The following is a 26202-nucleotide window of genomic DNA, read 5'->3' as shown; positions in this document are numbered from 1 at the left end:
GGCGAGGCCAAGGGGTAAGCTTTTTTTAACGGACATAAATATCACCGGGATTTTTGCTGCAAATCAACATCAGTGATTCTATAACGTGCGGTCTGTTTTTTTATTGGCTGTGGGCAAGAAGAAAAGAAGTTTAACGCTTTGTCGCTAAAGAACTGCTTTGTTTGACGGCCTGTTCCCGTGGTTCCAGTTTCAGCTTGGACTGTGCTTTGGCTTGCCCGAGACTGGCGGTTTCCTGCAAGTCTGCCTGCTCTTGTGCACCGGGCAGCAAGCTCAGTTGGGTGAACAGGTTAAGTGCAAGATGATAGTCGCGACGGTCTAAAGCCACATCGGCCAGCACGCTGATAGCGAGAGCATAATTGCGCGAATTCGTCAGGCTGGCCAGCTGTTCCAGGGATTCATGCAGCATTTTTTCGGCCGCATCAAGCGAGCCCATTTTGCGTAAGGTATCACCGATTTGCGTCAGGCAATTGCCTATGCTGGGTGACCAGCCCGTTGGCTTTGCCAGCACCAGGGCTTTTTGCAGCCATTCCAGTGCAGCTTCGTAGTCATTCGCTGCGTTGTACGTGTAACCAATATTGGCGGCGGTCAGAATGGCGCGCCGGATTTGCCCGGATTGCAGGCAAAATTCATAGGCTTTAGTCAGAAACTGTACTGAATCGGCGATTTGATTATTGAGGCCTGCATACAGGCCAAGAAAATCGTTGGTCAAAGCCGATAAGCCGGGGTGAATATCTTTTTGCGCATTTCGTGATTCGAAATAGCGATCAAAATAAGATTTCGCCAGGCGCTTGTCACGCAAGACTGCAATTCTTGCCAGTGCCGCTGCGGTGCAATTTTTACGCAGATAGTCTTCGGCCTTGCTAGCCTCATCTATCGATATGGCCATCTCGATATCACACTCTACATGCTTGCCCTGATCCGAGAAAACAAATCCCAGCATGCGATGTGCATCACTGAGACAGGCTGGATCCAAATGCACGTCAGGGTGCCTGAGTATGGCCTGCACCACGGCGGCGGCGGCATCAAGATCAGCGTGCAGCCATTTTTCTTCTGCCCTGATCAATTGCATGCGCAGATAAAGCAGGGCTTTGTCGGTTTCTGATTTGGCGGAAGTATTGAGCAGTTTGCTGATACGTTCACATAAAACCAGCGCCCGTCTGCTATCACGTTGTCGTAAATGCCATGCCAGCGTCAGCAGTTCACTCAGTTGTTCTTGCGCCACCATTTCTGTCAGGCGCAGCTCTAACTGGGTAACTTCACTATCTGTGGCGTATAAGTCCATAGTATGCTGCTTGCTTCGAAGAAAATTTTCCAAAAACAAGCCAATCAATTGCGAAAAGGAATGGATGAAAAGCCAAGATTTTTATGAAGCTTGGCCAGGTCAACTACCACAATACGCAAGATTTAATTTCTGTGTTGCAGCAGAAGTTGGTTTTAACAATTTTTAACGGTATATACTGAAAAGCCTGTTTTTCTTCCAAAAAATCGGGATTGGCGGCATCGTGATTTTGCTTCATCTTGCGTATCCTGGCATTAATCTGTAATTTGTTGATTTCGCTTTGAATCTGATTTGACTATGAGTCGTTCGTCTTTACGTCGCGAGCTGGTAATTCCAATTACCGTTCTGGTGATTGGTGTGTCCGGTGCGATAGCCTGGGTCTCGATGAAGGCCGGGACCGATGCCGTCTATACACTGACCCAGCGTATTTTGGTCGACATGACGAATCGCATTAACCATGCGACCGAAAAACACCTTGATGGCGCACTGGTTGCACTGGAATCGGTTGCGCCCAGTGCCGGCAATATGCCTAGAGAGCAGGCTTTTTCTACCGACATGCGGGCACTGGAAGAAAAATTCTGGGCGGCTAGCGGTCTGTTCATGGACGTGAATAATTATGTCTATTTTGGCGGCAAGGATGGGCGATTTGTCGGGATTTACCGGATTTCAAAAGAGATGGTGCAATTGTTCTGGCGTGAACCGGATAGCAATGAACGCCAGGTCTTTCGGGTGAGTCAGATCGGTGACCGCAGCGAATTATTACGTACCGACCAGTTCGACCCTCGCTCGCGGCCCTGGTATCAGATCGCGAAAGATTCGGAAAAGCCGGTCTGGTCAAAGATCTACAATAATTTTTCTTTTCATTTTCCGACCATTACGCTGGCAAAAGCGGTCTATCAAAAAAACCATGAATTTGCCGGTGTCGTGGCAACGGATGTGACCTTGAAAGAGTTATCCGGGTTCTTGCGCAAGCTTGAAATCAGTAAGAACAGCGTGGCCTATATCGTCGATGCAGAAGGTTATATCGTCGCCACGTCGGGGCAGGAGTTGCCCGAAAGGACGGTGAATGGCAAGCCAGAACGCATGCGCGCCGTCGACATGAAAACCTCATTGATCAATGAGACTTTCCGCAAGCTTGGAAATTCACAACCCGGCACGACCGCTACCCAGACCATGGAACTGGAAAGCGGCACCATTGATGTTGCCGTTTCACCTTTGGGCAATCGCCAGGGCCTGAACTGGGTCACCGTGGTTGCCGTACCGCGCGCTGATTTCATGAGCAGCATCAACCAGGGTTTCTTACAAAGCATGGTGATTGCGCTGGCTTGTATCATCTTTGCCTTGACCATTGCCCTCACCATTGTCGAAAGGGTGATACGCGATATACGCAAGCTGACTTCCGCAGCAGAAAAATTTGGCAATGGAGAACCCATGCCCAGTTTGCAAATCCGGCGCACTGATGAAATCGGTACTCTGGCACAGACTTTTCTTGAGATGGAAAACAAGCTGCGTTTCGATAAGCTTACGCAGGTAGCCAACCGCGAATCCCTGTTTGCCCAAATCAATTATTTACAAAAGCAGGCAGCAGCGCATCCAGGTAGTGTCGAGGGTTTTACCTTGCTGTTTGTTGACCTTGATCGCTTTAAGTATATTAACGATAACCACGGGCATGATGCCGGCGACAAGGCTTTGGTGATTATTGCTGCGCGTTTGCGTTCTGCGATACGCGATACTGATGAAGTGGCACGCTACGGTGGTGATGAATTTGTCCTGTTGTTGAAAGACACCAAGCATTCCATAGACATCAATAATATGGTCGAGAAAATTTGTAGCATCGTTGAACAGCCCATTGCACTGGAGGATGTCGTCGTCAGTGTCGGTGTATCGATAGGTTGGGCCAGTTTTCCGGAAGATGGGGCAGATTATGTGCGGCTGATCAAAATAGCCGATAGCCGCATGTACAACCGCAAGCGTGATCGCAAGTCAGGCCAGATGCATCTGGCTTAGCCTGCTATGCACTTTGCGGATTGGCTTGCTGCCATTTCTCCAGCCAGTCAGGCAAATCATTTGAGGGCATGGGTTTGCTGATGTAATAGCCTTGTGCCTGGTCACAGCCCAGTTCTTTCAGCAGATGCATGACTTCGATGTTTTCCACGCCCTCAGCAACCACGCGCAAGCCCATGTTGTGACCAAGATCGATGGTGGATTTGACGATCTTGGTGTCATCAATATCTTTTTCCATTTTCAGGACGAAAGACTTGTCGATTTTCAGTTCATCAACTGGCAGACGCTTCAGATAGGCCAGGGAAGAATAGCCAGTGCCAAAATCATCGATCGATAAATCCAGCCCCATTGCATGCAACTTGTCCAGTGTCTGGAAGGCGCGTACCGGGTCGTCCATGATCGCGCTTTCGGTAATTTCCAGGCAAAAAGAAGCTGCACTGACCTGATGTTGTTGCAGGATGTGCGCGAATTTCCCTGGCAAGTCCTGATCAAGCAAATCGCGGGTGGAAATATTTACTGAAATTTTCAGGTTCAGACCGACCTCGTTCCAGGCATGGCAGACACGTGCAGCTTCATTCATGACCCAGTGCGTCAGTTGCCGGATAAAGCCGGTTTGTTCAGCAAAGGGGATGAACTGATCGGGAAAGATGAAGCCGCGCTCCGGATGTATCCAGCGTACCAGAGCTTCCACTGCGATCACCTTGCCAAATGCCAGATCTACCTTGGGTTGCACATACAGACGAAACGCCTGCTGTTCCAGCGCGGCCCTCAGTTCGCTGAGCAGGGACAGACTTTGCTGACTGCTCTTGTCAATGTCGGGTGAATAGATGACGGCACCACTGTTTCCAAGTTTCGCCGCATACATGGCTACTTCGACACGGCTTAGCAAGGTCTGGGTATCGCTGGCATGTTCGGGAAAACCTGCAATACCGATACCGGCACCAAGATCCACGGTCTGATCTTCGATGGAGATGGGTTTTTCCAGTGAGCGCAAGATTCTGTCTGCCAGTCCTTGTGCTTCTTCCTTGGTACTGTCAGGTAACAGGATGGCGAACTCATCGCCGCCCAGGCGCGCTGGCTTGGTTCCACCCGCACCCAGTTCGGCCGATAGCCTGATGGCTACCTGGTTCAGCAAGATATCGCCAAAGCGGTGACCCATGACGTCATTGACGTGCTTGAAACGGTCGAGATCCATCATCAGTACGAAACAGGATTTTTCTCTTGAGCGCGCGCTGGCGATTGCTTCTTCCAGCATGTCTGTAAACAGGGCACGATTGGGCAGATTGGTCAGCGTATCCCAGTACGCTAGTCGGCTGATTTCTTTTTCGCGCTGCGCGATACCGTCGCGCATGGTCATGAACGTGCGCGCCAGGTCGCCAATTTCGTCTTTTTGTTTGACATTGATTGCTGCCGTGTAATCACCGGCACCCAGGCGTCTGGCGGTTTCTGCCAGTTGACGTACCGGCCCGGCAATACGGCGCGCGGTAATGGCGCTGACGATACTGGCGAGAATAGCGCCGAAAACGGTCAGTATCAGGAGATTTCTTTGCAAGTCTTTATACGGGGCAACGGCCTGGCTGATAGATAACTGCAACACGGCAATGGTACTGAATTGCTCATTCTGGGCCAATTTGATAACGCGGGCGCTGTATTGATCGTCATCAATCTGTATGGCGGGCAGATAGCTGATTTTCTGATCCGGAGCAGGTAATTGTGCGGCCAGTTTCCCTGCCTGTTCGTCGTTGAGGGTAGAAATATTGACTGCCCAGGGGCCTTTTTCCTTTGCCGTCAGCAGGCTGATCTGTATTTCCGACCAGGCGCTCATGTTGTTCACAAAGGCTTTGCCTATGGGAATCGCCATGACGACCCAACTGATGGTGACGGGTGCCTCAATCGGAACGACCACCATCTGATAGGGTTTGCCATCGACAATTGCCGCACTGGCTGCACTGCCGGATTTTTCTGCCGTCTGTATCAAAGATGCGACCGATTGTTGCAGGCTGTGGCTCAGGTTGGCACTGGAAGACGCGGTGATTTTTCTATCCAGCCCGACCAGCATGGTCAGGTCCGAGCCTATCCTCTTGCCATGATTGGACAGGGTGGAGACGATGGTTTCCGTATCATGGGTACCGATAGCTTCACGAAAGGCATATTCTTTTGCTAAAACAATGGCACTTTCTATGAGCCTGTTGGCGTTCTGGTCGAGCAGGTGTGACAGCAGTTTTTCATTGTTCCTCAGGCTTGTTTCAGCAGCATTTCTGGCATTGCTGTCAATTGCGTTACGGATGGCAAAGAAACCCGCGAGTTGTAGGGTCAATAGCAAACCGATAAACAGTGCAATGACGCGGCTTTCCAAACTATGCAAACGCATGGACGATCCTCAATGAAGTACATGGAAGAAAAAACTGATGCTATGCGGCCTTGTAGCTTAATTTGACAACAGTTGGTGCTGTACCATTATCGATTTGCAGGCTTTGTTCCTGTATGGTCGCCCCTGGGGCCAGTTTTGGGTGCCAGGTTTTAAGTACATATTTACCCGCAGGGATATTCGGCAGACGTGCCGTTCCACTGGCATCTGTTTTGGCGAAATAGGGGGTGTCCACAATATGTATGTAAGCCACCATCTGGTCGTGAATATTACATCCCACCACCACCGTACCTGCTTTATCAAACACAATGGGGGCCGCGGGTTTGCCGGAATACAGTTTTAATTCGAATTGTTTGGCCGGTGAAAACGAATAGGCATGATGTCTTACCGTGTCATTGTTGGGGAAGGAAATCGACGTGCCGGTTTGCACTGCCGTGACGAAAGGCATGAATTTGCGGTCTTTTTGTTGGATTTCTGCACTGGCTGATTTGGTACTGGCCGGCCCGCCAGCCAATTCCGCATAGACCACAGCATCTTGTACGGGTTGCCCGGCATTGTCGACTACCTGAATGACAGAACTGGCCAGGGTGTTGCCCGATGCACCCAGCATCATGCCCACATAGATCAGGCAAAGAGCGAAAAAACCGTTTTGTTTGCTTCGCATATTGTGCATCCTGTAAAAAAATGTGGTTGAAATGATCTCGCTCTATATTACTTTAGTTCTGCACGTGGCAGAATGCTTCACGCGTTTTGCCACCGTATTTTGTTTTGTGAAATTTTGTTTAAGGTCATGTCTGGTTACAGATTATATGGTGGCCGCTGGCTTACACTTGTTATACTATTGTACAAGGGCAATGTGCGCATTGCATGGTAGCAAGTTGTACTAATACTTATTGGATACATAGAGCAGTTGCAAAATTAAGATAGCCAAGTGCTACAGGGCAAGCTTAGTTTTGTCATACCTCTTGAAGCACCTGATGCTGGAATTTGCAGGGATATGCAGGAATACAGGGCATGGAATCAATCATAAAACATCTGGTAGAAATTACCGGACACCGCGATCATGATTTACTGAATATTTCAGTGATTACGGCTCTGCGTCAATTGACCAATGCTGAGTCTGCCCGTGTTCTGGATGTGGTTTCTGTCGGCCAGCAGATTTTTATCAAGCCGCAAATAGTCATTCATGAAGGTTCAGTCGCCATGGCTGACGAATCTCATGCTGCGCCCACGCAAAATGATTCGATTGAACAATTCCCTCAGTTAAAAGAAGGCGTCGCCCAGCAACAGCAAGTCATTGAGCATGCCATCGATGGTGGCAAAATCATCTGGCTGCCGATCTGGATCAATGAAAAATTGCATACCTGTCTGGAAATCTACAAACCAGCCAATTACACCGCCAATTCCATGGAAGTGGTCAATGGCATGCTGATTGTGTACCGCAATTTCCAGAACCTGCTTGATTACAGCGAACGTGATTCCTTGACGGGCTTGCTCAATCGCAAGACATTTGACGATAATTTTTCCAAGGTCTTACGTAATAGTGCGCTGCAACAGCAGGCCAGCAGCGAAGCTGAACGCGAAGAAGAAGAGCGCCGTAGCCATGAGCCCGAGCGCCAGCACTGGCTGGCGGTATTGGATATTGACCATTTCAAGCGAGTGAATGACCAGTTTGGTCATTTGTATGGCGATGAAGTATTGATATTGATTGCTAATTTGTTACGTAGCTCATTCCGACCGTCGGATCGCCTGTTTCGCTTTGGCGGTGAGGAATTCGTGATCTTGCTACGTTCGACTTCGCAAGAAGATGCGCAGATGATCTTTGACCGTTTCCGCCAGAATGTAGAGCTGCATCATTTTCCGCAAGTCGGTACGGTGACCATCAGTATAGGTTATGCCCGTATAGACCCATTTGAGCCAGCGGTTGCCATCGTCGGCCGTGCCGACCAGGCGCTGTATTTCGCCAAAAGCAATGGTCGCAACCGCACTTGTTACTATGACGCCCTGGTCGCCAGCGGTGATTTGCATACAGAAGTTTCCAACGATACGGCTGAATTCTTCTGATTTTGCCGGCTTCCCCCGATTTCTCTGATTATTTTTGATTCCTGTCCGTCATTCCAGGACAGTTTGCTCTTTCTTCTTTTTGTGCGCACTGGTTAGCATTACCACACTGCCAAGAATGACGGCCATCGCCAGCATGGCACGCATGGACAAATGCTCACCACCAAAGGCCACACCCAGTCCCACCGCGATTACCGGATTGACATACGCATAACTGGCAGCCAGGCCAGCCGGCACCTTGGACAGCAAATACATATAGGCTGTAAACGCCAGCAGCGAACCAGCCACTACGAGGTAAGCCCAGGCCGCCACCGCATTGAAAGTCACTTCACCAGTCAGGTGTTCACCTTTCAGACTGCTGATGATGAACAAAAACAGGCCACCTATCAGCATTTCACTGGCAAAGCCCATACCGCCTGCCGCCATTTTCAATTTCTTTTGTGACAGGATGGAACCCACATCCCAGCACAGGATGGCACCCAGCAAAAACAGGATACCCAGCGGTTTTGCTGAAAACTGCCCATCGGATGCCAGTAACAGGGCACCGGCAAAGCCGCACAAGATACCAGTCCACTCGCGGCGTTTTGGCCAGTCGCCAAACAAACCCGACAAGCCCGATAAAATCATCGGCGAACAGGCAATGAACACCGCGGTCAGGCCTGAAGACACATATTGTTGCGCGACCGCAGTCAGTCCGGTACCGCCGCCCAGCATCAACATACCGACGATGCCACCGTCACGCCATTCACGCAATGTGGGGTTGGGCGCGCCACGTAATTTTTGCCAGACATACAAAATCACACCTGCCACCAGAAAGCGCGTGCCTATCATCATGAACGGCGGAAAAGCAGTCAACGCCACCTGGATAGCAAAATAGGTGGAGCCCCAGACGATATATACCGTCAGTAAAGCAAACAGGACTGGTCGTGGCAGGTGGCGCATGAAAATTTCCGCAGGTGAAGAGTTTTGGAACATTAGTGTATGTCAGTCACTTGGTATTTTGAATGGCAATTCAAAGGTAAATCAGGTACATTTCTTTTGAATTAACTGAAAATAAGAGGTTTTTCCATGAAGCTTGAATTGGACATGATGGATGGCAAAATTCTGGAAATTTTGCAGGCCGATGCCAGGGTGACGATGGCCGAGATAGGTCGCCGCATCCATTTAAGTCAGCCTGCCGTGGCCGAAAGGGTCAAGCGCATGGAGGCGGCCAATGTCATCACTGGCTACCACGCCCGCGTCAATCCTGAAGCGCTGGGTTATGGTATTACTGCTTTTGTACGTATTGCCAGCCGTGCTACTGATACGCCAGTGCTCAAGCTTGCTGAACAAGTGCCGGAGGTGGTTGAATGTCATGCGATTACCGGCGAAGATTGCGTCATCGTCAAGGTGGTGGCGTCGTCCGTGCGCGAACTTGAAAGAGTGATTACCAGCCTGGCGCGTTGTGGTGTGACCTCAACTTCGCTGATTTTATCGTCGTCGATAGAACGACGAGCCATCAAACCGCTAGAGTAAAAAATGGAACTGCGCCAACTACGTTATTTTGTCGCCATCGTCGATCATGGTTCCCTGTCGCGCGCTGCCCGCGTACTGCATATCGTACAACCGGCACTGACCCAGCAATTGCAGCAGCTTGAAGAAGAATTGGGCGCACAGCTGTTGCACCGTTCTGCACAGGGCATGCAGGCTACTGATGCGGGCAAGCTGTTTTATGAACATGCGCAAGCCATCCTCAAGCAAGTCAATGATGCCAAATCGGCAGTCGCCCAGTCTACGGACAAACCCAGTGGTACCGTGGCTTTGGGGATACCGCAAAGCGCATCGGGCGCACTGGCTTTTCCCATGCTGAAAGCGGTACGTGCGGCTTACCCTGATATCGTTTTTCAACTCACTGAAGAATTGACGGGTAATCTGACCGAGCAGTTACGATCAGGCCGTCTGAATCTGGCAATATTGTTTGATGACGGGCAGCTGGGTGGCTTCGCTACCAAACCGCTGGTCGAAGAAGAGATGATGTATATCACGCGCAGTGATTCGCAATTTGCCTGCAAGCGCAAATCCATCAGTCTTGAGCAAGCCTTGCAGGCCACCCTGATCTTGCCGAGCATACAGCACGGCGTTAGGCCACGTATAGAACAGGTCGTGCGGCAGCACGGTCAGCATATAGAACGTGTGATTGATATTACGTCGATCGCGATTCTGAAATCTGCCTTGCTGGCAGACATGGGGGCGACGATCTTGCCGGTTTCGCCTTTGCTGGCCGAAATCGAGCGTGGCGAAATGCGTGCCTGCCCCATCAATGATGTCAAGCTTTCGCGTACGGTGACTCTGTGTGCATCGAAAAACATTCCTTTGACCAACGCTGCCATGGCGGTGGAGAAGCTAGTGCTGGAGTTGACCAGGGATTTAAGCCAGAGCGGGAAATGGCAGGGCACTAGCAATCTGGTGCCTTGATATGATGAATAACAATGAGTCGATGAATAATAAAAAATTCTGGAAGCAGATGAAATTTCCCTTGCTGGCCGGATGGTTACTGTTCTGGGCGCTGATGGTTGCCGTGGCCATCCAGGATCATCTGAAGAATGGTGGCAAGCATATCTGGGAACCCGTATTCTGGGAAAGCTCGTCCGCTATCGTTGGCACCGGTTTGCTGTTACTGCAAAGACGCAGACTGACCGACAGGGTGTTATTACAAACCCCGCGTAAATGGTTCCTGCAACAAATACTGCGTTTGCCCTTGATGTCGATTGCATTTGTTCTTACTGTTTATGGCCTGCGCAATCTGGTATATGCCTTGCTGGGACTGAGCTATCATCATGAAAACTGGGGTCAGGTGCTGGTTTACGAATGCAGCAAGATTTTCCTGTTCTTTGGCATTTTCTACGTCGTTGTGTTTGGCCTGCAATCTTATGCTTCGCTGCTGGAAGAAAAAGAAAATGCTGAAAAATCTCAGGCTCTGTTAAGACAGGCGCAATTGCAAAGGCTGACCCAGCAAATGCAGCCGCATTTTTTGTTTAATGTCCTCAATACTATTTCATCCCTGATGTATACCGATGTGAAACTGGCTGATACTGCCTTGAGCCAGATTGCTGAACTCTTGCGGGCCAGCATGGATCTGGGCCAGCACGCAGAAACCGAACTGCGTCACGAGTTGCAGCTACTGCACGCCTATGCGCGCCTGATGAGCCTGCGATTTGTTGACAGTGTAGAGTTAAGCTGGGACATTGCTGATGACGTACTGGCCTCAAGCATACCAGTCATGAGCCTGCAAACCATACTTGAAAACAGCTTCAAACATACTGTGGAAAAACGCACGCAATTGACACGGGTACATATCAGTGCGAAAAGTGAAGGCGCGCAACTGGTGCTGCGCATTCAGGATGATGCTGGAAAACTGCCCGCGGCCATGTCAACCGGTGTCAGCAATTCAGGGGTGGGGATCAGCAATCTGCGCCAGCGCCTGCAAGTCTTGTATCAGGACAAAGCCAGTCTGCAATTAAGTGCCCTGGCACCTGCCGGTGTGCTGACAGAAATGCGTGTGCCGCTGTCAACTGCTCATGAACATGGAAAACAATTGCCATGAAAATTCTGATCGTTGATGATGAAGCCCCGGCCAGGGATAAACTGAAACGCCTGGTTGCAGAGCATGTCGCTAATGCCAGCGTGTTTGAAGCCAGGGACGGCAGGGAAGCACTCGCGAGTATTGCTACTAACACACCCGAACTGGTTTTTCTGGATATCCAGATGCCGGAAATGGATGGCATCACCGTCGCCAGTGAACTGCATCCTCCGTTACCGCTGATTGTCTTTGTTACCGCCTATGACCAGTTTGCCCTGCAGGCGTTTGATGCAAATGCCGTCGACTATTTGCTCAAACCCTATGATGAAACCCGATTTTTACGGGCAATGCAAAGAGTAGCTGAGCGCCGGGCTACATCAAGGAAAATCTCTGCACAAGCGCATTTATTGTTGAATGAAAAAGGCCGTGTCATTGTCATCAAGCCAGCAGACATCATACGTCTGGAAGCCGCCGACAATTACGTCGTGATTTATACGGCACAAGAGCAGCATATGATGCGACAAACTTTGTCCGGTTTGCTGGAAAGGCTGGGTGAAGGCTTTGTACGCTGCCACCGGCGTCATGTCGTGCGCGTTTATGAGATCGTACAAGTCAGTCATGTGCAAAAGGGCGATGCCGAACTACTGCTCGGCAGCGGCATCAGCTTGCCTTGCAGCCGTCAGTACCGTGAAAATGTCATGCTGGAGCTAGCAAAACTGGCCTGATATCTCACAGTTTACCGCGCATATCCGTTTCACCCCGCTTTACACCCACCCGGCCACATTTTTCTCGTCAGGTGTTGGCCTGGAAGTTAGTCTTTGTGCTGTGCTCACATTCATGCCAAAGTCAAATCCATGTCTACGCCAAACCTCACTGTCAGTAGTCTGTCTGCGACAAGACCGTCTGATTCACGCCTGTATTTTCTCGACTGGGTCAGAATCATCGCTTTTTTCATGCTCATCCTCTACCACGTGGGTATGTACTATGTGGAATGGGGCTGGCATGTCAAAAGCCCGCACGCCAGTTCGGCTATCCAGCCTTTGATGATGCTCAGCAGTCCCTGGCGCTTGAGCCTCTTGTTTTTTATTTCTGGCGTGGCGTCGGCCTTCATGCTGGAGAAATCACAGCCTGGCAGCTTTTTGCGCAACCGCACGGTGCGCCTGTTATTACCCCTGATTTTTGGCATGGTCATTATCGTGCCGCCGCAAGCCTATCTGGAAGTCGTTGAGAAACTGTCTTATGCTGGCAGCTATGGCGATTTCATGCAGCTTTATTTGCATGCCTACAAGGGTTTCAAGATTGATGGCAAAGTATTGAGCCTGCCAACCTGGAACCACCTCTGGTTTGTCGCCTACATCTGGGTATATAGCGTGCTGTTATGGCTGTTAGTGGCTTTCCGGCCTGCGTGGTTCCAGGCCGCCCGTACTGCCTTGCAAAAACACATGCATGGCTATCGCATACTGGTACTGCCTGTCATGTATCTGGCGCTGGTGCGCATGGGCTTGTTCAGTGCCTTTCCACCCAATAATGGCTTGTTTGCCGACTGGTATAACCATGCATGCTACCTGTTTGTCTTCCTGTTTGGGGCATTGATCGCGAATGCAGACAATTTCTGGCAAGAGCTTGCTGCATTGCGCTGGACGGCATTGAAGATAGCTGCTTGCGGCTGGCTCTTCCTCATTATCTATTTCAGTTTCGACGATGCTAGCCCGCGACAATGGCTGATCATGTTTCAGCGGGCAGTCTGGGTCAGCATGGCCTGGAGTGCCATCATCGCCGCTTGTGGTTATGCACGTGTGTACCTGAACTTTGACAGCCCGGCAAGGCGCTATCTGACGCAGGCAGTGTTTCCTGTGTATATCCTGCATCAGACTTATATCGTCATCATGGCGCATAGCCTGAAACCCCTGGCGTTGCCTGCGCTAAGCGAAGGCATCCTGCTGATCGTGCTGACAGGCGCAAGCTGCTTCATCAGCTATGAACTGATACGTCGCCTGTTTTTTCTGCGCCCGCTGTTTGGCCTGGGGTTTGGATGGTCTTATAAACCCAGGTCACTCAGTCCGGGGTGATCGTCAGGCCGTCGCCCTTGTGGCCAGTGGAACAGACGCTGTTCTTCAGTGATGTGTACATCATTGATGCTGGCCAGGCGGCGGTGCATCAGGCCATTTTCAGCAAATTCCCAGTTTTCATTGCCATATGAACGTGTCCAGTTGCCTGCGTGATCACAGCTTTCATAAGCGAAACGTACGCCAATGCGGTTGTCACGAAAAGCCCATAATTCCTTGATGAGCCGGTACTCACGTTCGGCCGCCCATTTGCGTTGTAAAAATTCACGCACCTGTTCGCGACCCAACGGGAATTCATGGCGATTGCGCCATACCGTATCGATGGTATAGGCCAGCACCACCTTGTCAGGGTCACGGCTATTCCAGCCATCTTCTGCCATGCGGACCTTTTGTATGGCGGTTTCCAAAGTAAACGGCGGGAAAGGTGGACGCTGTCCTTCCATTGCCTGAGTCATGGGTGTGATCTTTCTTTGTCAAAAATTGTTTTAGCGGGTAAATGCGCACGCCTGACTTTACGCAATAAAATCTTTGATTGGAATAGTCGTCAATTACATTTAATTATTTCATTTCGTGGAATAATGGCATGAACTCGCAGCATGATCATTTCAGGGAAAATCATGGACAAACTCCATTTGATGACAGTTTATGTGGCGGTGGCAGAAGAAGAGGGCTTTGCAGCGGCAGCGCGCCGGCTGGGTATGTCACCACCGGCAGTGACCCGGGCCGTCGCCATGCTTGAAGCTGGCTTGAAGGTAAAGTTACTCAACCGCAGTACACGTTATGTGCGCGTGACCGAGGCTGGTCAACGCTATCTTGACGATTCACGCCGCATCATTGCCGAGGTGGAAGCGGCCGATGAAGCGACTGCCGGCATCAATGCCGAACCACGTGGTCACCTGACCGTGACAGCACCTGTCATGTTTGGGAAAATGTTTGTCATGCCCGGCATCATCGACTATTTACAGCGTTATCCGGGCATGGATGTGTCAGCCGTGTTCCTGGACCGCATAGTCAATTTGCTGGAGGAGGGCGTTGATGTTGGCGTGCGTATAGGCGAGTTGCCTGATTCCAGCATGAAGGCCCTGCGTGTCGGGTATATCAGGCGCGTACTATGCGCGTCGCCAGCGTATCTTGAAAAAAATACCTGTCCCCTGACGCCACAGCAATTACCTGGTCACAGCATTATTTCAGCGGGTAGCATGGCACCTTTGGTCGAATGGCGCTTTGCAAAAGATGAGCAGCCGGTTGCCGTCAAGGTGAAGCCACGTCTGACCGTCAGCAATAATGATGCCGCCATTGAGGCCTGCCTGGCTGGCCTTGGTATCAGCCGCCTGTTGTCATACCAGGTTGAAACCCATTTTGACAGCGGTCAGCTAGTGAGGTTGTTGCCAGAGTTTGAGCCTGCGCCTTTACCGGTGCATGTCGTGCATAGAGAGAGTCGTTACGCGTCGATCAAGGTCAGAAGTTTTGTAGACCTGGTCGCACATCATTTGCGTGATCACCTGAAAATAAACTGATCGGGATATAAATTTTTTGATATCAGATTGACAGTTGACACATAAATTCTTCAGATGCTATATTCTGGCTGGTCTGGTGGGAACGTTTCCAAATGCGGCGTCAGATCGCTAGTCAGACACCTGAAAAATGCGGACCATGAGCCGCACTCTAGGAGACAAGATGTTCAAGTTGAGCAAGCTGGCAATGGCAACGGTGCTTTGCCTTAATGCGTCTGTACACATGGCGGCTTTGGCAGCAGGGCCCAAGGCAGAGGTCATGCACTGGTGGACCTCAGGTGGCGAATCAGCCGCCGTCGCCAGGTTTGCTGATGCTTATCGTGCGGCAGGCGGCGTCTGGACAGATACTGCTATTGCCGGTGGCGATCAGGCGCGCTCGGTAGCCATCAACCGCATGGTCGGTGGCAACCCGCCGACAGCTGCGCAATTCAATATTTCGCGCCAGTTTCAGGATGTGGTTGAACAGGGCATGCTCAGCAATGTCGATGAGATCGCCATCAGGGAAGGCTGGGATAAAACCCTGCCTGAACCTATCAGCAGTGTCATCAGGATCAAGGGGCATTACTACGCCATTCCTGTGAACATTCATATGCCGACCTGGATATGGTATTCCAAGGCGGCATTTAAAAAAGCTGGTATTGATAAAGAGCCAGTCACCCCGGACGAATTATTCGCCGCACTTGATAAACTCAAGGCAGCCGGCCTGATTGCACTGGCACATGGCGGACAATCATGGCAGGAAACCATCGTCTTCATGGCCATGCTGGCTAATGTCGGTGGCAAGGACCTCTACCTCAGTGTGATGCGTGACCGTGATCCACGTGCAATGAACTCAGAAGAGTTTCGCAAGGTGCTGCTCAGTTTCAAGCGCCTGCATGGCTATGTTGATGCTGCGTCACCGGGACGCAACTGGAATGATACAACTGCCTTGCTGATCAGTGGCAAGGCTGGCATACAGATCATGGGTGACTGGGCAACCGGTGAATTTGTCGCGGCAAAACAAGTTGCTGGCCGGGATTATGGCTGCATACCCGGTCTGGGACCAAAAGCACCTTATCTGATACAGGGTGATGTCTTCGTTTTCCCTAAAACCAGTAATGTTGAAGCTTTGAAAGCGCAAAAAATGTTGGCGAATGTCTTTGTTGCGCCCGCAGTGCAGATAGAGTTCAATAAACTGAAAGGCTCCATCCCGGTACGTAACGATCTTGATGCCTCACAAATGAATCTGTGCGCACGCAGGGGCCTGGACATCATGAAAGATAAAAGCCGCCATGCTGGCATAGGTGAGATCTATCTGACGCCAGACCAGAATGGCGCGCTGACTGATGTGTTGACGGCGTACTGGAACACCAATATGACAGTCGAAAAAGCACAGAAGAATATCGTATCGGCGTTAAAGAATTAATCAGCACATGACTGCCAGCAAACGCAGAATGCTCTACACCAGGATCATCCCTCACGCGGCCTTGTTGCCGATGAGTCTGACGGTGGTGTTCGGCTATCTGGCGACTGTGCTATGGTCCATCAAGGTGTCGTTGAGCAGTTCGCGCACTTTGCCAGTGGATACTTTCGTTGGTTTGAGTCAGTACATACGTCTGTTTGAAAACGAGCGCTGGTTACTGTCACTGAATAACCTTGCCATTTACGGTGTTCTGTTCATCATTGCCTGCCTCGTCATCGGTTTCCTGCTCGCTGTATTCATTGATCAGAATGTCACGGGTGAAGGCGTGTTGCGCACGGTATTTCTCTACCCCTATGCAATGTCTTTCGTTGCTACCGGCCTGGTCTGGCAATGGATGCTGACCCCTGGTATAGGCTTAGAAAAGAGCATACGGCAACTGGGCTTTCCTGATTTTCAGTTTGACTGGATCATTGATCAGGACATGGTTATCTATACCGTCGTCATCGCGACAGTGTGGCAGGCATCGGGCCTGGTCATGGCGATGCTGCTGGCGGGTTTGCGTGGCATTGATGACGATATCTGGAAAGCCGCCCGCATGGATGGCATACCGGCCTGGCGTGTGTATTTTTCCATCATCATTCCCATGCTCGCCCCCAGCTTTGCCACCGTGCTTTTATTGCTGACGACCGCAGTGGTCAAATTGTTTGATGCGGTCGAGGCCATGACACAGGGTGGTCCAGGCACAGCCAGCGAAGTGCCTGCCAAATTTATTATGGATCATCTGTTTGGCCGTGCCAACCTCGCACTCGCTTCAGCCGGTGCCGTCATGATGCTGGTGCCCGTGCTGGCGATACTGGTGCCGTATGCGTATGCGCGTGCCAGGCAGGTGCGCAAATGAGCAAACGCACTTTTTCTCCTGCACGCCTGGGTATTTATGCTTTCCTGATCAGCGCCGCCCTGTTTTTCCTGTTGCCCCTGTACATCATGCTGGTCACGTCATTGAAGTCGATGGAAGAAATCCGGCTCGGCAATATCTTTGCCTTGCCCATGCAAATCACGCTGCAGCCGTGGCGCCAGGCATGGAGCAGCACCTGTACCGGCGTGGCATGTGAAGGCATACGTGGCGGCTTCTGGAATTCCGTCGCGATTACCTTACCCAGCACAGTCTTTGCCATTTTTCTTGGCGCGCTGAATGGCTATGCCCTGTCTTTCTGGCGGCCCCGCGGCGCGCAGTTTTTGTTCGGTATCTTGCTGGCCGGTGCCTTCATACCGGTGCAGGTGATGATGTTTCCACTGTTACGCATACTGGCCAGTCTTGGTCTGTTCAGCACTTTGCCTGGCATCGTGCTGGTGCACATAATTTTTGGCATGCCTGTCATGACGCTGCTGTTCCGCAATTATTATATGGGGATACCGCAAGAACTGTTTCATGCGGCACGTATAGACGGGGGCGGTTTCTTCAGGATTTTCATACAACTGATGTTGCCGATGTCATTGCCGATGATCGTGGTGGCATCCATCATGCAGGTTACCGGTGTCTGGAATGATTACATACTGGGCCTGGTATTCGCAGGGCGCGAGCATTTGCCGATGACGGTGCAATTGAATAATGTCATCAACACGACCACCGGCATACGTTTGTATAACGTGAATATGGCAGCCACCATTCTGACCGCCCTGCTGCCCTTGAGTATTTATTTCATTTCTGGTCGCTGGTTCGTGCGCGGCATCGCCGCCGGTGCGGTAAAAGGTTAATTCATGTCGAATGTGTGTGTCAGGAATTTGAGTATCAAACTCGGTGCCAACCAGATCATTCATGATCTGGACTTGCGTGTGGAAGAGGGCGAGTTCCTGGTTTTGCTTGGCCCTTCGGGCTGTGGCAAGTCGACCTTGCTGCATAGCATTGCCGGCCTTATCGATATTGATAGCGGCAGTATAGAAATCGCTGGCAAGGATGTCAGCCATGCTGAACCGAGTGAGCGTCAAATTGGTATGGTGTTCCAGTCATATGCGCTGTATCCGACCATGACGGTAGAAAAAAATATGTCTTTCGGCCTGCGCATCAGCGGTACACCCAGTGCAGAAATAGATCGACGCCTGCAAAAGGTAGCGCAGATGCTGCAATTGGAGACCTTGCTCGACAGAAAACCTGCCCAACTCTCCGGTGGGCAAAGGCAGCGCGTGGCGATAGGCCGCGCCCTGGTCAGGGAAGCCAGCGTGTTTCTGTTTGATGAACCCCTGTCGAACCTGGATGCCAAGCTGCGCACCGAGTTGCGCCGGGAGCTGAAACTATTGCACCAGACCCTTGGTTCTACCATGCTGTATGTTACGCATGACCAGGTCGAAGCAATGACACTGGCGACCCGCATCGTAGTCATGCGCGCTGGAAAAATCCAGCAGATAGGCGCGCCTGCGACCGTGTATGAGCAGCCTGCGAATTTATTTGTGGCTGGCTTTCTGGGCGCACCTGCAATGAATTTCATTGCCGGGAAGCTTGATGCAGACCAGGTATTCTCTTCTGAAGGATTGACGCTGGACCTACGCAGCTATGATTTCCAGCAGGTGCCGCAAGCTGAAAGTCGGGTTATTCTCGGGATACGTCCCGAGCATCTTGATATACGGCCAGATGGGGTATGGGAAGCAAAGTTGAGCCTGGTAGAGCCCATGGGCAATCATCAGATAGTCTGGCTGGCGTTTGGTGCGCATCAACTTGCCGTCATCGTTCACGATAACCGCCATTTTGAGTTGGGCGAAACCCTGAAGTTTGACATTGCCTCGCCGCGTGTGTCATTGTTTGACCAGACTACAGAGCAGCGACTGTAATCAAGGTGAAAAACTCTCTATCGTACCCTTGTTGAATTCTTTATATACTGGCTGGATATTGACATCATGGAAAAGAATCAAGTGGCGACCATCAAAGACGTAGCCCGCCTGGCGGGTGTGGGGCTGGGCACCGCTTCACGGGTAGTGAGCGGCAAGGGATCTGTCTCGGTGGCCACGCAGGAAAAAGTCAGGCAGGCAATCGCAGAGCTCGATTTTCGTCCTTCCCACGCGGCCCGTTCACTGCTGTCAGGCAACTCGCAGATGATAGGCGTCTACATCCCGGTCCTGAAGGGCACGTTCTATATGCCCATCCTGCAATCCATCGACAATGAATTACGCGCTGCCGGCTTGCATATGGTGGTGGCCTTTGGTGTCGGTACGGGAGATGAAAGACGACAGGGTGTCGACGGTATAGAATTTTTGATGGAACGTGGCTGTGATGGGCTCATCGTCATGAGTAATGTACTCACCGATGAAGATTTTGACGTGCTGGGTACCAAGCGTTCGCGCCTGGTGGTTCTGAACCACGGCTCAGACAATATCGCCGCACAATGCTTTACGGCTGATCATGTGCAGGGTGGCATCATGGCGGCGCGCGCCCTGCTTGACCACCATCATAAAAAAATTGCAGTCATCGCCGGACCATCTACCGCACCCGATAACGTTGATCGTATCAATGGGTTTTTGGGCGAGCTGGCAAGTGCCGGTGTCAACACGGCGGATATGTGGATAGCAGAGAGCGATTTCTCGCCAGAAGGCGGCTGGAATTGTGCAAAAGAACTGGTCGAGTCGGGGCGTTCGTTTACTGCCGTGTTCTGCGCCAATGATGAAATGGCGCTGGGTGCCTTATCGTATTTCCAGCAGGCGGGCATTGCCGTGCCGCGTGATGTATCCGTCGTTGGCTACGATGACACCATGAGCGCTGCATTTGCAGCCCCACCACTGACATCCGTACATATCCCCTGGCGCGATGTCACCCTAAGTGCACTCAATGAATTATTGAACCGCTGCTATGGGACTGAAAGACCGGTGATACGTGATTACCCGATCACGGTCACGATGCGTGCCTCACTGGCGAAACCGGGCGGGCAACGCCGCAAGGGTAATTGACGCATGACCGGATGAATCAGTCTGGAAGGGCGGTGGTAAAACATGATTTTGCCATCTGATTCTGACAGGAAATTTTGTTGTAAATTAAGCGCAAATTTTGAAGAAAAAATGAATGGAAATCTTGACTGTTCATTTTTTTTATGAAATTATGGAATCGTTTCCAAGTAATTCAAATTAAAGCTAAAAAATCTGGAATAGTGGTTTTTGTATATTGCAGTGCAGCGTCTTTTCTTTGTTGCGTAGCGCAGGTCAGAGAGAGAATAAATCAATTCAGTTTCGTTCCGGTATTTGTAACACGCCTCATATAAAAATTAAATATTCGTTTTTTAAAGAGCGACCTTGAAATAAAATTTTTTGGAGTTAAATGGAAACCTTTCCATTTAATTTAAAACTTAAATTACATTTACATCTTACAAGCAAAATATGACCAGAAGTCTTCATCATTCACTGCCGCAACTACGGCGCTCGGATTTTACCAGTGACTTTTTATGGGGTAGTGCTACCTCGGCATACCAGATCGAAGGAGCCGCTGCCCTGGATGGTCGCGTAGAATCCATCTGGGACAGGTTTTGTGATCAGCCAGGCACCATACGTGACGGTAGCAATGGCGCCGTCGCCTGTGATCATTATCATCATTGGCCGGAGGATCTGGATATTGCACAAAGCCTGGGTACCAATGCCTATCGTTTCTCAATCTCCTGGCCGCGCATATTTTCAGGCCCGGGTGCCGAAGCAAATCCCGAGGGACTGGCATTTTATTCGCGCCTGGTAGATGGCATGCTGGCGCGCGGTCTGCAACCCTGGGCTACGCTATACCACTGGGATTTGCCACAATACCTGCAAGATCAGGGTGGCTGGCTGGCACGCGACACTGTGCATGCATTTGTCGAGTTTGCCGATGTCATGAGCAAACACCTTGGGGACCGCGTCAAGCACTGGATCACGCATAATGAACCCTGGTGCACCGCCATGCTGGGGCATGCCGATGGTATCCATGCGCCTGGTATCAAGGATTTCAAAACAGCGATACAGGTCTGTCATCATGTGCTCTTGTCCCATGGCCTGGCAACACCGGTATTGCGTGCCAATGTGACTGATGCGCGTGTAGGCCTGGCCTTGAATCTGCACCCCATCAGCGCCGCCAGCAATAAGCCTGAGGATCTCGCCGCGGCTCAGCGTCACGATGGCTTGCGCAACCGCTGGTATCTCGACCCCCTGTATGGCCGTGGCTATCCACAAGATGTCTGGCAAGCCCTGGGTGAGTATGCACCGCAGGTAGCAGAGGGTGACATGCAGGCGATAGCCGTGCCCACCGATTTTCTCGGGGTGAATTTCTATTTTCCAGAAATGGTAGTGCATGCGCCAGGTGCTTCAGCACTGGATTTGCGTCTGGTAGATGCCGGTGATGTTGAGCGTACTGCCTTTGGTTGGGAAGTCGCACCAGAAGGCATGACTAGTTTGCTCAAACGCATACAGGACGATTACCAGCCTGGTGCTGTGTACATTACCGAGAACGGTGCAACCTATGATGATCATCTCGATGAACAAGGTGAAATTCAGGATGCGCTACGCCGCGCTTACCTGATACGCCATCTGGCCGCAGTCAGGAATGCGATACAGCAGGGCTGCCAGATCAAGGGTTATTTCGCCTGGAGCCTGCTCGATAATTTTGAATGGGCAGAAGGTTGTTCTCGCCGCTTCGGTATCACCTATGTTGACTTTGATACCCAGGTACGCACTCTCAAACTGAGCGGTAAATGGTATAGCGATTTTTTGCATGAAAGAGAAACCGCGACGGCATCAAAATGGCAGTCGGCTGCTTAGCGTCATAGCACCGGAAATCCGTAAAAGAGCAGTCCCTGAAGTGATTTGCAGCAACGGCAATTTGATATTTTTCGTCAAAATTTTCTTGCTATTGCTCGGGGCACATTTCCATTGACAAATAAAAACGGAGGTTGCACTATGATTTTCAAATGAAGTGGGAAGCTTTCCATAATCTGTGAAATTGAACCAGAGATGAATCAACGACAGCAGTAGCTGGGTAATTGATAGAAAAAGCATTAAAAGAATTTAGAAAAATGGCAGTGCAATCCGGGGTTTGAACATAAACATTTCTGACTGAATAAATACCTGAAACAGGTCACCCGGAAATTAGCCTGGCTGTAAAGAAATAATGGATATGCATTAGAGAAAAAATTCCAGCATATTCATAGTAAACAAAAGATAGTAAGCAAAAGATCAGAAGCAAAAGAATACCCAAACGCGCTTGCAAAAAAATACAAAGACAAAACGAGTAAAGGCGACCTGCGCTGTATGGCCGGGAAAGCGCCGATAACTGAAAATAATAAAGGAGACAAAATGTTTCACATATTGACCAAGAGGAGCTTGATCAGTCTGGCGGTAGCCAGCGCCTGTGCACAACTGACTTCATCGGCATGGGCGCAAGAACAGGGCAGTAATAAACCGGTAGAGCAGGAAGCCAGCACCACCGCAAAACCAAAGAAAGCCGATGCTGATAAAAACGAAGTGCAGGAAGTGACCGTTACGGCGACACGGCGCACTACATCGCTGTTGAAAACCCCGCTTGCCGTGACCGCCTTCAGCCAGGAAAAATTGACGAAGCAGGGTATTAATAACCTGGCCGGTATCTCTGGTGAGTTGCCCAACGTGCAAATGGATGGTCAGGCTAATGATTCAGCAGTAAAAATTACCATACGCGGTATCACCGCCACCAATTTTACAGAAATCGGTGATCCCTCTGCCGGCTTGCATGTTGATGGTTTGTATTCGCCGCGTCCGCAGGGGGCGCAAGCCTTGATGTTCGACCTGGACCAGGTTGAAGTATTGCGCGGCCCGCAGGGCACCTTGTTTGGCCGCAATTCCACCGCTGGCAGTATCAACATCATCCCCGCCAAGCCGGATTTCAGCTCGACTTATGGCAGCGTGTCATATGAAGTGGGCAGCCTGAATCTGCGCAACCTGAATGTGATACAGAACATCGTTGTCAACGACAAGCTGGCGTTGCGTGCCACCGTGATGAAGGTCACCAAGGACAGCCCGTTCAACCAGCAACAGGATTTTACCGATATCAATATCCCCGCACTGGGCTGGAAAGCCGATGGCATACCTGATGCATCGCAACGCTTCAACACCAAGGTATCAAAGGCCGATGGCTATAATAACCAGAATCAGTGGGCTGCCCGCCTGGCGGCAAGACTGAAGGTCAACAATGATATCGAATGGCAACTGGCGTATGAGCATTTCCAGGATTCTGGCGCTGGTTATGTCGGCATGCGCGATTGCGATCAGTCGGCAGGTACGCGCTGGGCTTGTACGCGCGGGCAATACGATATCCTCATCAATGTGCCTGGTAAAGTCGATATGACCATAGACAGTCTCAGATCCAAAGCCATCTGGAACGTGAATAAAGACACCAGCCTCGAATATGGTTTCGTTTATGCTGACCAGCGCCGCAGCCAGGTGCATGATGATGACTCTGGTGTTTATCCCTATGCTTTTGAAGTGACCGGTACTAATCCGCCTGATGGCAGTTGGCCAACCTGGCCGGTGGCGGACAATCTGACACGCACCTTGAATTCAAAATACCTGTCTACCGTTCATGAATTGCAGTTGAAGCAGAATTTCGACAACTGGCAATATGTCGCCGGTGCCTTCTGGATGCACGAAAAGAACGCCATCAATTTCGGCCAGGAACAATTGCATTACGGGCCTAATAATATTCCTATCAGCCAGTTCTATGCACAGCCAGATCGTCAGATTGATTCCAAAGCCTTGTTTGCCCAGGCAGACTGGCAATTCTCACCCATCTGGACCGCCACTGCGGGCGCACGCTACACGCGTGACAGCAAGGTTGACAAAGGCGGTATGAATCTTGGCGGCAATAGCTGGGGTGGCCAGAGTTTTGGCTATTACAACGGCATGTTTGACTATGGCACACCGGGTACGCCAAATTACCGCACGCCAAATGGTAACCAGTTCACGCCACAAATGGGTACACTGGGCGGTGCTGCTGCCTATGCCGGTTATGGCCCGGGCACCAATAATGACCATGAAGACAGCTGGAGCAAAGGCACCTATCGCCTGGGCTTAAGAGCGCAGTTGACGCCACGCGACATGGTCTATGCGGCTTTATCTACTGGCTATAAATCTGGCGGCTTTGGTGACCGTACCAACAAGTGCGGGCAAACCGGTTGCGTGTATGGCGATAACAAAATCGAACAGATTACCTATCTGACTTATAAGCCGGAAACCGTCACCAACTTTGAACTTGGCTATAAAGGAAAACTGCTTGATAACCGCCTTGCCCTGTCGGTTGTGCTGTTCGCCATGCAATATAAAGACATGCAGCAAACCGGTAGCAACTTCCTGGCAAAAGTGAATACGCCAGACAACCTGCCTTGCCCCTCATGGGCACCTACCTGCGATGTCGCTACTGCCTGGCAAACAGTCAATGTCGCCAAGGTGAATTTGTCAGGTATAGAAACCGAATGGGATTATCGCCCTTGGCCAGGTGCAAAGCTGGGTGGTTTTTTCAGTTACCTGAAAAGCGTGATTCATGATTATGATTCTTATGATGACGGTTATGCCTGCGATTTGCGTGCAGAATTCGGTGCAGTACCATGCCCGCTCGTGTATCAGGGTACAGACGACAGGCTGCGTGGTCGTCGTGCCTATAACCTGGAAGGCAATCAAATGCCAAATGCGCCGAAATTCACGTTCGGCATGAACTTCTCACAAGAGTTTGCACTCGATCATGGCTATACCCTGACGCCCTGGATCAGCATGCGCTGGCAGGACAAGGTTTATTTTGATCTGCGCAATTTCGATAACCCCTATATCGGCCTCAGCCAAAAGGCCTATGCCAAGGGGGATGTTTCCCTGAAGCTGGTCTCACCGGATGCAAAATGGTTTGCTGAAGCGTATATCCGTAATTTTACCGACGTCAAAGCCAAGACCAATGGCTGGAACGATGGCGGCGGCAAAATGGGTGCCAGCTATATCGACCAGCGCTCTTATGGTGTGCGAGTGGGCCTCAGTTATTAAGCGTTGAGCGTGATGGCAAAGGCCGGTAAAGCCTTTGTCATGCAATATTTTTCATTCATGTGGGATCCGGCAATCAATGAAAAATTTCCTGCTGATTTTTGTAAGTGTTTTCCTGCTCGCATGTGGTGGTGGCCCTGTACAAACCCTGGTATCTGCACCGGACAAACCAATACTCGCAGCGCCTGCATGGGAACTGGTCTGGCAAGATGAGTTTGAAGGTACAGGTCTCGATCATGGAAAGTGGCTGGAAGAAACCGGTGGCGATGGCTGGGGTAATCATGAGCTACAGTTTTATACCAGGCGCAGTGAAAACCTGCGGGTGAAAGATGGCATGCTGGTCATCGAAGCCAGGCAGGAAGATTATAGTGGCCGCGCGTACACTTCGGCACGCATCAAGACCGCAGGTTTGCAGGAAACAACTTATGGCCGTTTTGAAGCACGCATCAAAATACCGGCCGGGCAGGGTATCTGGCCAGCATTCTGGTTGCTGGGCAATAATCTGAACGCTGCCGGCTGGCCAGGCTGCGGTGAAATCGACATCATGGAGAATATAGGCAAAGAACCAGCCGTCATCCATGGCACCATGCACGGGCCGGGTTATTCAGGCGCGAAAGGATATGGGCAGCCGTTCGCTTTAAGTAAAGACCAGTATGCTGATGATTTTCATGTATTCGCGCTGGAATGGGAAGCAACAGAAGTACGCTGGTATATGGATGGCGTGCAATACTTCAGCGCCCGTCCGCAGCAACTGGCGGGGCAATGGGTATTTGATCACCCGTTTTTCATCATCCTGAATTTGGCCGTCGGTGGTGACTGGCCAGGCTCACCAGATGCGACAAGCCAATTCCCGCAGCAGATGCTGGTTGATTATGTGCGGGTTTATCGTAGAAAGCTGACGTGAAAAAAAGTTTTTCTTTGTGGTAGCAGTAGCAGTGGCAGATATAAAAATAAT

The 26202-nt window shown here is 50.8% G+C and carries 21 protein-coding genes; 16 read left to right on the top strand and 5 right to left on the bottom strand.

The features are described from left to right. Nucleotides 1–130: 130 nt before the first annotated feature. Complete coding sequence (locus tag ACO0LH_RS05005; RefSeq protein WP_422939935.1) at nt 131–1282, bottom strand: tetratricopeptide repeat protein; 1152 nt, start codon at nt 1280–1282, stop codon at nt 131–133. Nucleotides 1283–1576: 294 nt separating this feature from the next. On the opposite strand from ACO0LH_RS05005, the gene ACO0LH_RS05000 reads away from it, so the two are divergent. After that, a complete protein-coding gene (locus tag ACO0LH_RS05000) occupies nt 1577–3286 on the top strand; it encodes a diguanylate cyclase domain-containing protein (RefSeq protein ID WP_422939934.1) in 1710 nt (569 codons plus the stop codon). A gap of 4 nt (nt 3287–3290) precedes the next feature. Here the strand turns inward: ACO0LH_RS05000 and ACO0LH_RS04995 are convergent, their stop codons facing one another. Both ACO0LH_RS04995 and ACO0LH_RS04990 read right to left on the bottom strand, forming a co-directional pair. Further along, nucleotides 3291–5654: an EAL domain-containing protein gene (locus ACO0LH_RS04995; RefSeq protein WP_422939933.1), complete on the bottom strand. Its 2364-nt coding sequence runs from the start codon at nt 5652–5654 to the stop codon at nt 3291–3293. A 40-nt stretch (nt 5655–5694) separates the two neighbouring features. Then, a complete protein-coding gene (locus ACO0LH_RS04990; RefSeq protein ID WP_422939932.1) occupies nt 5695–6315 on the bottom strand; it encodes a methylamine utilization protein in 621 nt (206 codons plus the stop codon). 350 nt (nt 6316–6665) lie between these two features. Here ACO0LH_RS04990 and ACO0LH_RS04985 point away from each other — a divergent pair, with 350 nt between their 5' ends. Continuing rightward, complete coding sequence (locus ACO0LH_RS04985; protein ID WP_422939931.1) at nt 6666–7715, top strand: GGDEF domain-containing protein; 1050 nt, start codon at nt 6666–6668, stop codon at nt 7713–7715. A 48-nt stretch (nt 7716–7763) separates the two neighbouring features. Here ACO0LH_RS04985 and yedA read toward each other — a convergent pair whose 3' ends face one another. Beyond that, nucleotides 7764–8654 (bottom strand): drug/metabolite exporter YedA, encoded by an 891-nt coding sequence (gene yedA, locus ACO0LH_RS04980; protein ID WP_422939929.1) that lies wholly within the window; start codon nt 8652–8654, stop codon nt 7764–7766. A 126-nt stretch (nt 8655–8780) separates the two neighbouring features. Between yedA and ACO0LH_RS04975 the strand changes: the two genes are divergently transcribed. From ACO0LH_RS04975 to ACO0LH_RS04955, 5 genes are all read left to right on the top strand, one after another. Continuing rightward, nucleotides 8781–9227, top strand: a complete 447-nt coding sequence (locus ACO0LH_RS04975) for an Lrp/AsnC family transcriptional regulator (protein ID WP_422939928.1) — start codon at nt 8781–8783, stop codon at nt 9225–9227. Between the two features lie 3 nt (nt 9228–9230). Further along, complete coding sequence (locus tag ACO0LH_RS04970) at nt 9231–10166, top strand: LysR substrate-binding domain-containing protein (protein WP_422939927.1); 936 nt, start codon at nt 9231–9233, stop codon at nt 10164–10166. A 22-nt stretch (nt 10167–10188) separates the two neighbouring features. Then, entirely contained in the window at nt 10189–11295 is a 1107-nt protein-coding gene (locus ACO0LH_RS04965; protein WP_422939926.1) for a sensor histidine kinase, read from the top strand. Next, the gene (locus ACO0LH_RS04960; RefSeq protein ID WP_422939925.1) at nt 11292–11996 is read left to right on the top strand and encodes a LytR/AlgR family response regulator transcription factor; all 705 of its coding nucleotides are present in this window, start codon (nt 11292–11294) and stop codon (nt 11994–11996) included. The genes ACO0LH_RS04965 and ACO0LH_RS04960 overlap by 4 nt, the downstream gene beginning before the upstream one ends. 129 nt (nt 11997–12125) lie before the next feature. Further along, entirely contained in the window at nt 12126–13340 is a 1215-nt protein-coding gene (locus ACO0LH_RS04955; RefSeq protein WP_422939924.1) for an acyltransferase family protein, read from the top strand. On the opposite strand, the gene ACO0LH_RS04950 is transcribed toward ACO0LH_RS04955, so the two are convergent. Beyond that, nucleotides 13310–13792: a DUF1348 family protein gene (locus ACO0LH_RS04950; RefSeq protein ID WP_422939923.1), complete on the bottom strand. Its 483-nt coding sequence runs from the start codon at nt 13790–13792 to the stop codon at nt 13310–13312. The genes ACO0LH_RS04955 and ACO0LH_RS04950 overlap by 31 nt on opposite strands. A gap of 162 nt (nt 13793–13954) precedes the next feature. On the opposite strand from ACO0LH_RS04950, the gene ACO0LH_RS04945 reads away from it, so the two are divergent. From ACO0LH_RS04945 to ACO0LH_RS04905, 9 genes are all read left to right on the top strand, one after another. Beyond that, nucleotides 13955–14854, top strand: coding sequence for a LysR family transcriptional regulator (locus ACO0LH_RS04945; RefSeq protein WP_422939922.1), 900 nt, complete (start codon nt 13955–13957; stop codon nt 14852–14854). A gap of 136 nt (nt 14855–14990) precedes the next feature. Further along, a complete protein-coding gene (locus ACO0LH_RS04940) occupies nt 14991–16256 on the top strand; it encodes an ABC transporter substrate-binding protein (protein ID WP_422939921.1) in 1266 nt (421 codons plus the stop codon). A 7-nt stretch (nt 16257–16263) separates the two neighbouring features. Continuing rightward, nucleotides 16264–17151: a carbohydrate ABC transporter permease gene (locus ACO0LH_RS04935; protein ID WP_422939920.1), complete on the top strand. Its 888-nt coding sequence runs from the start codon at nt 16264–16266 to the stop codon at nt 17149–17151. Continuing rightward, a complete protein-coding gene (locus ACO0LH_RS04930; RefSeq protein ID WP_422939919.1) occupies nt 17148–18008 on the top strand; it encodes a carbohydrate ABC transporter permease in 861 nt (286 codons plus the stop codon). The genes ACO0LH_RS04935 and ACO0LH_RS04930 overlap by 4 nt, the downstream gene beginning before the upstream one ends. Nucleotides 18009–18011: 3 nt before the next feature. After that, nucleotides 18012–19076, top strand: a complete 1065-nt coding sequence (locus ACO0LH_RS04925; protein WP_422939918.1) for an ABC transporter ATP-binding protein — start codon at nt 18012–18014, stop codon at nt 19074–19076. An 81-nt stretch (nt 19077–19157) separates the two neighbouring features. Continuing rightward, complete coding sequence (locus tag ACO0LH_RS04920; protein WP_422940566.1) at nt 19158–20186, top strand: LacI family DNA-binding transcriptional regulator; 1029 nt, start codon at nt 19158–19160, stop codon at nt 20184–20186. A 423-nt stretch (nt 20187–20609) separates the two neighbouring features. Next, nucleotides 20610–22010, top strand: a complete 1401-nt coding sequence (locus tag ACO0LH_RS04915) for a GH1 family beta-glucosidase (protein ID WP_422939917.1) — start codon at nt 20610–20612, stop codon at nt 22008–22010. A gap of 534 nt (nt 22011–22544) precedes the next feature. Next, nucleotides 22545–25250 (top strand): TonB-dependent receptor, encoded by a 2706-nt coding sequence (locus ACO0LH_RS04910; protein WP_422939916.1) that lies wholly within the window; start codon nt 22545–22547, stop codon nt 25248–25250. Nucleotides 25251–25326: 76 nt separating this feature from the next. Further along, complete coding sequence (locus ACO0LH_RS04905; protein WP_422939915.1) at nt 25327–26151, top strand: glycoside hydrolase family 16 protein; 825 nt, start codon at nt 25327–25329, stop codon at nt 26149–26151. Nucleotides 26152–26202: the final 51 nt, after the last annotated feature.

Source organism: Undibacterium sp. TJN19, from assembly GCF_049339485.1.
Taxonomy (GTDB): domain Bacteria; phylum Pseudomonadota; class Gammaproteobacteria; order Burkholderiales; family Burkholderiaceae_D; genus Undibacterium.
Note: the sequence above shows the minus strand (reverse complement) of the source record. Positions and strands in the feature narration are given on the sequence as shown.

What these genes read in the sequence shown, in the direction of transcription:
- ACO0LH_RS04915 (WP_422939917.1), top strand. Translation starts at nt 20,610, where the DNA reads ATGACCAGAAGTCTTCATCATTCACTGCCGCAACTACGGCGCTCGGAT.
- ACO0LH_RS04950 (WP_422939923.1), bottom strand. Translation starts at nt 13,792, where the DNA reads ATGACTCAGGCAATGGAAGGACAGCGTCCACCTTTCCCGCCGTTTACT.
- yedA (WP_422939929.1), bottom strand. Translation starts at nt 8,654, where the DNA reads ATGCGCCACCTGCCACGACCAGTCCTGTTTGCTTTACTGACGGTATAT.
- ACO0LH_RS04975 (WP_422939928.1), top strand. Translation starts at nt 8,781, where the DNA reads ATGAAGCTTGAATTGGACATGATGGATGGCAAAATTCTGGAAATTTTG.
- ACO0LH_RS04925 (WP_422939918.1), top strand. Translation starts at nt 18,012, where the DNA reads ATGTCGAATGTGTGTGTCAGGAATTTGAGTATCAAACTCGGTGCCAAC.
- ACO0LH_RS04995 (WP_422939933.1), bottom strand. Translation starts at nt 5,654, where the DNA reads ATGCGTTTGCATAGTTTGGAAAGCCGCGTCATTGCACTGTTTATCGGT.
- ACO0LH_RS05005 (WP_422939935.1), bottom strand. Translation starts at nt 1,282, where the DNA reads ATGGACTTATACGCCACAGATAGTGAAGTTACCCAGTTAGAGCTGCGC.
- ACO0LH_RS05000 (WP_422939934.1), top strand. Translation starts at nt 1,577, where the DNA reads ATGAGTCGTTCGTCTTTACGTCGCGAGCTGGTAATTCCAATTACCGTT.
- ACO0LH_RS04945 (WP_422939922.1), top strand. Translation starts at nt 13,955, where the DNA reads ATGGACAAACTCCATTTGATGACAGTTTATGTGGCGGTGGCAGAAGAA.
- ACO0LH_RS04990 (WP_422939932.1), bottom strand. Translation starts at nt 6,315, where the DNA reads ATGCGAAGCAAACAAAACGGTTTTTTCGCTCTTTGCCTGATCTATGTG.
- ACO0LH_RS04910 (WP_422939916.1), top strand. Translation starts at nt 22,545, where the DNA reads ATGTTTCACATATTGACCAAGAGGAGCTTGATCAGTCTGGCGGTAGCC.
- ACO0LH_RS04985 (WP_422939931.1), top strand. Translation starts at nt 6,666, where the DNA reads ATGGAATCAATCATAAAACATCTGGTAGAAATTACCGGACACCGCGAT.
- ACO0LH_RS04970 (WP_422939927.1), top strand. Translation starts at nt 9,231, where the DNA reads ATGGAACTGCGCCAACTACGTTATTTTGTCGCCATCGTCGATCATGGT.
- ACO0LH_RS04965 (WP_422939926.1), top strand. Translation starts at nt 10,189, where the DNA reads ATGAATAATAAAAAATTCTGGAAGCAGATGAAATTTCCCTTGCTGGCC.
- ACO0LH_RS04930 (WP_422939919.1), top strand. Translation starts at nt 17,148, where the DNA reads ATGAGCAAACGCACTTTTTCTCCTGCACGCCTGGGTATTTATGCTTTC.
- ACO0LH_RS04955 (WP_422939924.1), top strand. Translation starts at nt 12,126, where the DNA reads ATGTCTACGCCAAACCTCACTGTCAGTAGTCTGTCTGCGACAAGACCG.
- ACO0LH_RS04960 (WP_422939925.1), top strand. Translation starts at nt 11,292, where the DNA reads ATGAAAATTCTGATCGTTGATGATGAAGCCCCGGCCAGGGATAAACTG.
- ACO0LH_RS04935 (WP_422939920.1), top strand. Translation starts at nt 16,264, where the DNA reads ATGACTGCCAGCAAACGCAGAATGCTCTACACCAGGATCATCCCTCAC.
- ACO0LH_RS04905 (WP_422939915.1), top strand. Translation starts at nt 25,327, where the DNA reads ATGAAAAATTTCCTGCTGATTTTTGTAAGTGTTTTCCTGCTCGCATGT.
- ACO0LH_RS04940 (WP_422939921.1), top strand. Translation starts at nt 14,991, where the DNA reads ATGAGCCGCACTCTAGGAGACAAGATGTTCAAGTTGAGCAAGCTGGCA.